Source organism: Streptomyces sp. SID5785 (assembly GCF_009870065.1).
Classification (GTDB): domain Bacteria; phylum Actinomycetota; class Actinomycetes; order Streptomycetales; family Streptomycetaceae; genus Streptomyces.
This window is the reverse complement of sequence record NZ_WWIA01000844.1, coordinates 1-10229: the sequence shown is the minus strand read 5'-3', so window position 1 is coordinate 10229 and position 10229 is coordinate 1. Positions and strand designations below refer to the sequence as shown.

Annotated in this window: 10 protein-coding genes; all 10 read left to right on the top strand. The window is 74.2% G+C overall.

The window, feature by feature from the left end; all coding sequences use genetic code 11:
• The first annotated feature begins 86 nt into the window (after window positions 1–86).
• The 10 genes from GTW43_RS27375 (at window position 87) to GTW43_RS27330 (ending at window position 10044) form a co-directional block, all read left to right on the top strand.
• Entirely contained in the window at window positions 87–875 is a 789-nt protein-coding gene (locus tag GTW43_RS27375) for an aldose 1-epimerase (RefSeq protein WP_161304639.1), read from the top strand.
• Window positions 876–899: 24 nt separating this feature from the next.
• Window positions 900–1454 carry an orotate phosphoribosyltransferase gene (gene pyrE, locus GTW43_RS27370; RefSeq protein WP_161304638.1) on the top strand — a complete coding sequence of 185 codons (555 nt, stop codon included), beginning with the start codon at window positions 900–902 and terminating at the stop codon, window positions 1452–1454.
• A 225-nt stretch (window positions 1455–1679) separates the two neighbouring features.
• Entirely contained in the window at window positions 1680–2711 is a 1032-nt protein-coding gene (fbaA, locus tag GTW43_RS27365) for a class II fructose-bisphosphate aldolase (RefSeq protein WP_161304637.1), read from the top strand.
• A gap of 95 nt (window positions 2712–2806) precedes the next feature.
• Window positions 2807–3961 carry an aminotransferase class I/II-fold pyridoxal phosphate-dependent enzyme gene (locus GTW43_RS27360; RefSeq protein WP_161304636.1) on the top strand — a complete coding sequence of 385 codons (1155 nt, stop codon included), beginning with the start codon at window positions 2807–2809 and terminating at the stop codon, window positions 3959–3961.
• Window positions 3962–3990: 29 nt separating this feature from the next.
• Window positions 3991–4404 carry a DUF3151 domain-containing protein gene (locus GTW43_RS27355; protein ID WP_161304635.1) on the top strand — a complete coding sequence of 138 codons (414 nt, stop codon included), beginning with the start codon at window positions 3991–3993 and terminating at the stop codon, window positions 4402–4404.
• 145 nt (window positions 4405–4549) lie between these two features.
• Window positions 4550–5392: a tryptophan 2,3-dioxygenase family protein gene (locus tag GTW43_RS27350; protein WP_161304634.1), complete on the top strand. Its 843-nt coding sequence runs from the start codon at window positions 4550–4552 to the stop codon at window positions 5390–5392.
• The gene (locus GTW43_RS27345) at window positions 5385–6611 is read left to right on the top strand and encodes an aminotransferase class V-fold PLP-dependent enzyme (RefSeq protein ID WP_161304633.1); all 1227 of its coding nucleotides are present in this window, start codon (window positions 5385–5387) and stop codon (window positions 6609–6611) included. The genes GTW43_RS27350 and GTW43_RS27345 overlap by 8 nt, the downstream gene beginning before the upstream one ends.
• Before the next feature lie 145 nt (window positions 6612–6756).
• Entirely contained in the window at window positions 6757–7641 is an 885-nt protein-coding gene (locus GTW43_RS27340; RefSeq protein WP_161304632.1) for an alpha/beta hydrolase, read from the top strand.
• 161 nt (window positions 7642–7802) lie between these two features.
• The gene (locus GTW43_RS27335) at window positions 7803–8783 is read left to right on the top strand and encodes an alpha/beta hydrolase (protein WP_161304631.1); all 981 of its coding nucleotides are present in this window, start codon (window positions 7803–7805) and stop codon (window positions 8781–8783) included.
• On the top strand, window positions 8776–10044 hold the full coding sequence (locus GTW43_RS27330; protein WP_343246133.1) for an acyltransferase: 1269 nt from the start codon (window positions 8776–8778) through the stop codon (window positions 10042–10044). The genes GTW43_RS27335 and GTW43_RS27330 overlap by 8 nt, the downstream gene beginning before the upstream one ends.
• Window positions 10045–10229 lie beyond the last annotated feature (185 nt).

Here is a 10229-nt window from a genome sequence, read left to right as displayed (position 1 = left end):
GACGCCACTTTCGAAACACGCCCTGGGCCCGGTCCGCGAACTCCCTCCTCGGCCCCGCCCTCCTGGCGCCTCTAAGCTCGGATCCTGTGACGACACAGGAGACGACGCTGACCGCGGGCGACGCGGAAGTGACCGTGGCGCCGGGCAACGGCTGCCGGGTGAGCAGTCTGAGGATCGCCGGGACCGAGCTGCTGCGGCAGGGCGGCAAGTACGGCTGCTTCCCGATGGTGCCGTGGTGCGGCCGGATCAGGGACGGGCGGTTCAGGGACGGCGGGCAGGAGCGGCAGATGCCGCTGAACTCGCCGCCGCACGCCATCCACGGCTTCGCCCGCGACGCCGAGTGGCGCACCGCCCGCACCGGCCCGGCCGAGGCGGTGTTCACGTACGACCTGACCGACCCCTGGCCGCACACCGGCCGCGTCACGCAGATCGTCGCGCTGACCGAGGACAGCCTGACGCTGACCCTGGGCGTCGAGACCTACGGCGACTCGTTCCCGGCGCAGGCCGGCTGGCATCCCTGGTTCCACCGGAACCTGGGCGGCGAGGACGTGCGGATCGCCTTCGACGCCGCCTGGCAGGAGGAGCGTGGCGACGACCACCTGCCCACCGGCCGCCGCATCGACCCGAAGCCGGGTCCGTGGGACGACTGCTTCGGCATGCCCGACGGCACGGACGTCACGCTGACCTGGCCGGGGCAGCTCGAGCTGAACGTGAAGAGCCGCGAGCCGTGGGTCGTCGTCTACGACGAGCAGGAGGCCGCCGTGTGCGTCGAACCGCAGACCGGCCCCCCGAACGGCCTCAACACGCTGCCCCGGCTCGTGACGCCCGTCGAGCCGCTGGAGGCGAGCACCACCTGGACCTGGCGGCACCCGTGAAACGCGGCGCTTAAGCTCATGGCCATGACTTCGAACGACGTGCGCGACGCGCTGCTCCAGCAGATCAAGGACAAGGCCGTGGTGCACGGCAAGGTGACGCTCTCCTCCGGGCTCGAGGCCGACTACTACGTCGACCTGCGCCGCGTCACCCTCGACGGCGAGGCCGCCCCGCTGGTCGGGCAGGTGCTGCTCGACCTGACGAAGGACCTGGACTTCGACGCGGTCGGCGGCCTCACCATGGGCGCCGACCCGGTCGCCGGCGCGATGCTGCACGCCTCGGCCGCCCGCGGCGGGCGCCTCGACGCCTTCGTCGTCCGCAAGGCCGCGAAGGCGCACGGCATGCAGCGCCGTGTCGAGGGCCCGGACATCAAGGGCCGGCGCGTGCTCGTCGTCGAGGACACCTCCACGACGGGCGGCTCGCCGCTGGAGGCCGTGCAGGCCGTGCGCGAGGCCGGGGCCGAGGTCGTCGGCGTCGCGACGATCGTGGACCGGGCCACCGGCGCAGCCGAGAAGATCACCGAGGGCGCCGGGGTCCCGTACCTCTTCGCGTTCTCGAAGGACGAGCTCGGCCTGGACTGACGGCCCGGACCGACGGCCGGACCGACGGCCGGACCGGCGAGTAACTCCGGCCCGGGACCTAAGGCCCCGAAGCCGGGCCTTCCCCGGGCTGGAGCATTCGCCCAAGTCTGGAAGGATGGGGGCGACGATGATGTCACCCCATGGTGCTTGGTGAGGGTCGGACCACCGGTCAAAGACACCAGAACAACCCAAACCCGCAATGCGCGCTTGACGAGGAGACGGCAGATGCCCATCGCAACTCCGGAGCAGTACAACGAGATGCTCGACCGGGCCAAGGCGGGCAAGTTCGCCTACCCGGCCATCAACGTCTCGTCGACGCAGACCCTGAACGCGGCGCTCCAGGGCTTCGCCGAGGCCGAGAGCGACGGCATCATCCAGATCTCGACCGGCGGCGCCGAGTACCTCTCGGGCCAGGGCGTGAAGGACATGGTGACGGGCGCGACCGCCCTCGCCGAGTTCGCGCACGTCGTCGCCGCGAAGTACCCGAACAAGATCGCGCTGCACACCGACCACTGCCCCAAGGGCAAGCTGGACGGCTACGTGCGCCCGCTGCTCGACATCTCCGCCCAGCGCGTCGCCGACACCGGTCTGCCGCTGTTCCAGTCCCACATGTGGGACGGCTCGGCCGAGACCCTCGCCGACAACCTGGAGATCGCCCAGGAGCTGCTCGCCAAGGCCAAGGCCGCGCACATCATCCTGGAGATCGAGATCACCCCGACCGGCGGTGAGGAGGACGGCGTCTCGCACGAGATCAACGACAACCTCTACACCTCCGTCGACGACGCGGTCCGCACGGTCGAGGCCCTCGGTCTCGGCGAGAAGGGCCGCTACCTGCTGGCCGCCTCGTTCGGCAACGTCCACGGCGTGTACAAGCCGGGCAACGTGGTGCTCCGCCCCGACCTGCTCAAGGAGCTGAACGAGGGCGTGGCCGCGAAGTACGGCAAGCCGGCCGGCTCGCAGCCCTTCGACTTCGTCTTCCACGGCGGCTCCGGCTCCACGCTGGACGAGATCCACACGGCGCTGGAGAACGGCGTGGTGAAGATGAACCTCGACACCGACACCCAGTACGCGTTCACGCGCCCCATCGCCGGGCACATGTTCGGGCACTACGACGGCGTCCTGAAGATCGACGGCGAGGTCGGCGACAAGAAGACGTACGACCCCCGCGTGTGGGGCAAGAAGGGCGAGTCGGGCATGACCGCCCGTGTCGTGGAGGCCTGCGGCAACCTGCGCTCCTCGGGCACCCGCATCAAGTAGCCCGATCAAGCAGTCCGACCAGCTCCGGTGCGGGCCCGGCACTCCTTCGGGGGTGCCGGGCCCGTCCCGTTCCCCGCCGCACGGAAGGCCCCCTTGTGACGTACGACTTCGACACCCCGGTCGACCGGCGCGGTACCTGGTGCGTCCAGTGGGACGGCATCACCGACCGCTTCCCCGACCCCGACCTGCTGCCGTTCACCATCTCGGACATGGACTTCGCGTGCCCGCCCGAGGTGCTCGCGGCCCTCGGCGCCCGGCTCGCGCACGGGGTGTTCGGCTACACCGACTGGCGCAACGACGACTTCAAGGGCGCGATACGCGACTGGTACCGGGACCGGTACGCGACCGAGGTCGACGTGGAGCGCCTGGTGTACGGGCCGTCCGTGCTCAACCAGATCGCCCAGCTCCTGCGCATGTGGACCCGCGAGGGCGACGGCGTCGTCCTGCACACCCCGGCCTACGACGGCTTCCGCAAGGCCGTGCTCGGTGCCGGACGCCGGATGCGCACGGCCGGCGTCGACGACTGGGACGGCCTGGAGCGCGAACTGGCCCGCCCCGACAGCCGGGTGTTCGTCCTGTGCTCCCCGCACAACCCGACCGGCCACGTGTGGACCGACGCCGAACTGCGCCGCATCGCGGACCTCGCGCGCACCCACGACGTCGCCGTGATCAGCGACGAGATCCACTCCGACCTCGCCCACGACGGGCAGCGCCACCTGCCGTGGACCCCGTACGGCGACGGACTGCGCTGGGCGCTCGTCACCTCGGGCAGCAAGTCCTTCAACTTCCCTGCGCTGAGCGGCAGTTATGGTTTCATCGGGGATCCGGACGACCACGCCGAGTTCGTCCGCCGGATGGGCCACGACGAGGGCCTCGAGTCCCCGGCCGTGCTCGCCCTGACCGCGCACATCGCCGCCTACCGCGAGGGCGGCCCCTGGCTCGACGCCCTGCGCGCCTACACGCACGGCAACCTGCGGATGGTCGAGGAGCGGCTCGCCGCCGCGTTCCCCGCACTGGGCTGGCGGGCGCCGGAAGCCGGCTATCTGGCCTGGATCGATCTGCGTCCGCTCGGGATCACCGAGGACGCGGAGCTGCAGCGGGTCCTCGTCGAGCAGGAGAAGGTCGCCGTCATGCCCGGCGGGACGTACGGGGAGCCCGGCTTCGTCCGGCTCAACGTGGGCTGCCCGCGGGCCAAGGCGGAGGCCGGGGCGGACGCCCTGGTCAGGGCGGTGAGCAGGGTGATCGCCTGAGCGCCGGGCCCAGGCGGCACACTGGACCCATGAGCCTTCACGAGAACCTCCTCGGGGGACCGCCCCCGACCCACCTGCCCGACGAGCCGGAGCCCCGCGAGCTGCTCGCGGGCGGCACGGCCCCGGCCGACGTCGCCGCGAAGTACCCGACCTCCTCCCTCGCCTGGGCGCAGCTCGCCGACGCCGCCTACGAGCGCGGCAGCGTCGTCGAGTCGTACGCGTACGCGCGCACCGGCTACCACCGGGGCCTCGACGCGCTGCGCCGCAACGGCTGGAAGGGCCACGGGCCCGTGCCGTGGGAGCACGAGCCCAACCGCGGCTTCCTGCGCGCCCTGCACGCCCTGGCGCGGGCCGCCGGTGACATCGGCGAGCAGGCCGAGTACGAGCGCTGCACGCAGTTCCTGAAGGACTCGTCCGAGACGGCCGCCCAGACCCTCGGATAGCCGTGTCCCGCGCCGAGGCCCGCCTGTGATCAGGCGGGCCTTGCCGTTTCGGGGGACGATTGCGGAGGATGCACGTGGGGACCGGGGCCCCGTGCCGGTAACGGCAGGGCGGACCGCTACCCGGAGTACACATCAGGAGACAGCGATGTCCCACGACGCGGATCACGCGGCGGAAGCTCCCGCCACCCCGCATCTCGACTTCGCCGGCACGACGCCGTACGAGGACTACGTCCAGGCCGACGTGCTCACCCACCTCCAGCACCTTCGCTCGGACGATCCCGGCGAGATGGTCTTCCTGGTCACCACCCAGGTCATGGAGCTGTGGTTCACCGTCATCGTGCACGAGTGGGAGACCGCGGGCCGTGCCCTCGCGGAGGACGACGTGCCCACCGCCGTGGCGGCCCTCAAGCGGTCGCTGCGCGAGCTGGAGGCGCTGAACGCGTCGTGGCGGCCGCTCGCCCAGCTCACCCCCGGCCAGTTCAACTCCTACCGGTCCGCCCTCGGCGAGGGCTCCGGCTTCCAGTCGGCGATGTACCGGCGCATGGAGTTCCTGCTCGGCGAGAAGTCGGCGTCGATGCTGGTGCCGCACCGCGGCGCCCCGCGCGTGCACGCCGAGCTGGAGAAGGCGCTGCACCAGCCGAGCCTGTACGACGAGGTGCTGCGGCTGCTCGCCCGGCGCGGCCACGGCGTGCCGCGCGCCGTCCTCGACCGTGACGTCTCGCAGCGCTACGAGCCGTCCCCCGAGGTGGAGGCCGTGTGGACGGAGCTGTATGCGGGCGACGACACCGGCGAACTGGCGCGGCTCGGCGAGGCGTTGACGGACGTCGCCGAGCTGGTGTGGCGCTGGCGCAACGACCATCTGGTGGCCACGCGCCGCGCGATGGGCTCGAAGACCGGCACGGGCGGCAGCGCCGGTGTCGCGTGGCTGGAGAAGCGCGCGCAGAAGAACGTGTTCCCCGAGCTGTGGACGGCGAGGTCCCATGTCTGACCTGATCGAGCGGGCCCGCGAACTGGACGAGCGGGACCCGCTGGCCGCGGTGCGCGCCTCCTTCGTCCTCGACACCGCGACGGATCCCGCGACGGGGACCGCGGGCGTCTACCTGGACGGGAACTCGCTGGGCGCGCTCCCGGCGAACGTGCCGGGCGCCGTCGAGGACGTCGTACGGCGCCAGTGGGGCGAGCTGCGCATCCGGTCCTGGACGGAGTCGGGCTGGTGGACCGCGCCCGAGCGGATCGGCGACCTGATCGCTCCGCTCGTCGGGGCCGCCGCCGGCCAGATCGTCGTCGGCGACTCCACGAGCGTCAACGTCTTCAAGGCGCTGGTCGGCGCGGTGCGGCTCGCGGGCGGCCCCGAGGCGGGCCGCGACGAGATCCTCGTCGACGCGTCCACGTTCCCGACCGACGGCTACATCGCGACGTCCGCCGCCCGGATGACCGGCTGCACGATCCGGCCGGTGGCGCCCGGCGAGGTCCCGGCCGCGCTCGGCCCGCGCACCGCGGCGGTGCTGCTCAACCACGTCGACTACCGCACCGGCCGGCTGCACGACCTGCCCGCGCTGACCGCGGCGGTCCGCGCGGCGGGCGCCGTGAGCGTGTGGGACCTGTGCCACAGCGCGGGCGCGCTGCCGGTCGGCCTGGACGCGCACGGCGTCGATCTGGCCGTCGGCTGCACGTACAAGTTCCTGAACGGCGGGCCGGGTTCACCCGCGTACCTGTACGTGCGGGCCGGTCTCCAGGACCGCTTCGACTCCCCGCTGCCGGGCTGGAACTCGCACGCCGAGCCGTTCGGCATGCGGCCCGCGTACGCGCCCGCCGACGGGGCCGTGCGCGGCCGGGTCGGGACGCCGGACATCCTGTCGATGCTCGCGCTGGAGGCGGCCCTCGCGGTGTGGTCGCGGCCCGACGTGACGGTCGACGCCGTACGCGCCAAGTCGCTGGCCCTGACCGACTTCTTCCTGGAGTGCGTCGCGGCGTACGTGCCCGCGGGCCGCGTCGAACCGGTCACCCCGCAGGCACACGGCGAGCGGGGCAGCCAGGTCGCGCTGGCCTGCGACGACGCGGGCGAGATCATGGAGCGGCTGATCGCTGCCGGTGTCGTCGGCGACTACCGGGCGCCGGACGTGCTGCGGTTCGGGTTCACGCCGCTGTACCTGTCGTTCACCGAGGTGGAGCGGGCCGCGCGGGTGCTCGCCGACACGCTCGGGTGACCCGTCCCGCCGCCGACGCCCCGCCCCGCGCCCCCGCGCGCGGGACGGGGCGTCCGCCCACGTCACGGGCCTGGTAGCGTCCGCGTACCCCGCGGTGCCCGGGCCCGGACCGGCACCGTCGACCACGACGCCGAGAGGTGGGAGCATGCCGGACGAAGCCGCCGCCCGTGACGCGGCCGAGGAGGCGTCGGCCTTCTCGCACCCCGTCGTCGAACCGGACGTCAGCGCCGCGTACGGAGATCACCCGGACCAGGTCATCGACTTCCACGCACCGCGCGGCGGGGCGTCCGGGCCCGGTGCGGCGCCGCTCGTCGTCGCCCTGCACGGCGGAGCCTGGCGCGCACCCTACGACCGGCGGCACCTGAGCCCGTTCTGCGACCACCTGGCCCGGCGCGGGTTCGCCGTCGCCAACGTCGAGTACCGCAGGGGGAGTCCGGTGCCGCACCAGGGTGCGGACGGGCCCGTCGCCGGGCGCTGGCCCGAGACCTTCGACGACGTCGCGGCCGCGTTCGACGCGCTGCCCGCGCTCGTCGCCGCGCACCTGCCGGCCGCGGACGTGCGGCGCACGGTCGTCACCGGGCACTCGGCGGGCGGCCATCTCGCGCTGTGGGCCGCGTCCCGGCACGTCCTGCCCGCGGACGCGCCCTGGTTCACGCGGGTGGTGCCGCCGCTGCGCGGGGTGGTGGCGCTCGCCCCGATCGCCGACCTGGCGCTCGCGGAGGAGCTCGGGGCGTGCGGCGGCGCGAGCGCTCAACTCCTCGGCGGTGCGGGCGAGTTGTTCGAGGAGCGGCGCGCGTGGGCCGACCCGTCGCTGCTGCTGCCCACCGGCATCGCCACGACGGTGGTGCAGGGGCGCACCGACACGACGGTGCCGTACCCAGTGGCCGAGGCGTACGCGGACGCGGCGGCACAGGCGGGCGAGGTCGTGGGCGTCACGTTCCTCGACGGCGTGGGCCACTTCCCGCTGATCGACCCGGCGGCCGACGCGTGCGCCGTGGTGGCCGAGGAGATCGCCCAACTCGCCTGGTAGAGCGGGTGGGTGGAGGGCGTGACTCATCCCCGGGGATGACGGGTGATACCGGGGAACCACCTCCAGGGTTGGCTCCGCGGAGTGATGCCGGCTACGGACCGTGATCCGTAGCTTCCCTTCCAGACGCACCGGGCGGCGGTGCGCGGGGGAGGGGGTGCGGCATGAACCGCTGGTCGGGACGGGTGCGCCGGGCGCTGCTCGCGGTAGTGGTGACGGGGTCCGTGGCGGTGCCGGTCTCGGCGGCGGCGCGTCCGGACATCCCCGCCCCGCCGCCGGCCGTCACCGGCCCCGTCGAGCCGGGCACGCTGGCCGAGACGTACGCGGCGAACCGGGCGGTGGCCCGGGAGGCCGCGCGGGAGGCGGCGGCGTACGGGGCCACCCGCCGCGCCCGTGTACTGCGGGAAGCGGCGGCCGGTGGCCGCACCTTCCTGCACTTCGACGCGCGCGGCGCGGGGCGGGCCGTCGAGGTCTTCGGCGACCTGGCGCGGGCCCGGCGGATCGCCGTCCTGGTGCCCGGCTCCGACACCTCGCTCGACACGTACGACCGTTTCCGGGCGGGCGCCCTCGCGCTGCGGGACCGGCTGGAGGGCCGGACCGCGGTCGTGGCCTGGCTCGGCTACGCGACGCCGGGGACGGTCAGCGCGGCCGTGGCGACCACGGGGCGAGCCGAGGAGGCGGCCCCGCGACTGGTCGACGCGGTACGGGAGTTGAGGGCTGTCGGGGGCCACCGGCCCGGCCCCTCGGTCGTTCTGCTCTGCCATTCCTACGGATCCGTGGTGTGCGGACGCGCCGCCGGCCGGCTCACCGGGCCCGCGGCCGTGTCCGATCTCGTCCTGGTCGGCAGCCCCGGCACCGGAGCCGACCGGGTCCCGGGGCTCGATACGCGGGCCCGGGTCTGGGCCGCGCGGGGGTCGCACGACTGGATCGCCCATGTCCCGCACGTGAGCGCCGGGTTCCTCGGCGCGACGGTCGGCTTCGGCGCCGACCCGGTGTCGCCGTCGTTCGGGGCGCGGGTGTTCTCCGCGGGCGGCGGCGGTCACGCCGACTACTTCCGGCCGGACTCCCCCGCCCTCGCCGCGATGGCCCGCATCGTCGCGGGCGCGCGGCCCGGCACCGGCGTGACGGAGGCCCCCCGTGCGTGAACTCGCCGCCCCGGCCCGGGCGTTCGTCCACCGGATCGACGCTGCGACGCCGGCGCACCGGGACCGTGCCGTCGACGCGCTGCGCGCCCTCGCGATCTGTGGGGTCGTGCTCGGGCACTGGTGCGTCACCGCGCTGGTGCCGGGTGAGGACGGCGTCCTGCACACCGCGAGCCCGCTGCGGGCGATGCCCTGGCTCACGCCGGTCTCCTGGCTGTTCCAGACGCTGGCCGTGTTCTTCCTGGTCGGCGGACACATGGCGGCGAAGGGGTACGTGTCGGCGCGGGCCCGCGGCGAGACGTACGGGCGCTGGCTCGGGTCCCGGCTCGGACGCCTCTTCCGGCCCGTCGTGGCCGTGCTCGGGGTGTGGACGGCCGCGGCGCTCGGCATGCTCCTGTCCGGGGTGCCGCTCGACACCGTCCACACGCTGGGGAAACTGGCACTGTCCCCGATGTGGTTCCTGCTGGTGTTCGCGGCGCTGACGGCGGCGACCCCGGTCGTCGCCCGGATCCATCCGCTGTGGCCGCTCGCCGTCGTGCTGCACGTGGACCTGGTCCGCTTCGGCCTGGGCGGGCCCGCCTGGACCGGCTGGATCAATCTGGCGGCCGGGTGGCTCGTGCCGTACACGCTCGGCACGGCCTGGGCGCGGGGCGTGCCGAGCCGGCGGACGGCGGTGCTGCTGCTGGTCGGCGGGGCCGTCGCGACGGCCGGGCTCGTACGGGTCGCGGGCTACCCGGCGGCGATGGTCGGGGTGCCCGGCGCCCCGGTGTCGAACCTGAACCCGCCGACCCTGGCCGCGGTCACGTTCGGGCTCGCCCAGTGCGGCCTCGCGCTGCTGCTCCTCGACAGGCTGCGTGCCCTGCTGCGCAGGCCGGTGCTGTGGGCCGTGGTGGCCGCGGCCAACCTCGTCGCGATGACCGTCTTCCTGTGGCACCAGACGGCGCTCATGGCGGTCACCGCGACCGGGCTGCTCGCGGGGCGGCTGCCCGGGCTGCACACGGCGCCGGAAACGGTGGGGTGGGTGAGGGCGCGGGTGGGCTGGATCCCGGTGTTCGGGCTCGCGCTGACCGTGTGCGGGGCGGCCTTCGCCGCGCGCGAGCGCCACGCCCCGGGCCCCCTCGGCGCCCCCGTCCCCGTCCCCGGGCCCACCCGGCCTCCCGCGATTCCGTCCCGGGCTGACGGGAGCCCGGCGAGGGGCGGGGGGACCAGTGCGGCCGGGGGTGCGGGTGCCGGCCCGGCCGGGGGTGCGGAGAGCTGCGCCTGAGTTCGACCGGCCCGCGCCGGGGCGAAGCCCTTCTCCCACCGTCCCGCCCCTCCGTGGGCGGGGGCGGCTTCGCGCCTACCGGTGCGTGTCGGGTCGGGCTGCGCCCATGACGCGTCGCCGTGCAGGGCAGGTGCGTCGGCGGGTGCGGCGCCTTCGTGGCTGGTCGCGCAGTTCCCCGCGCCCCT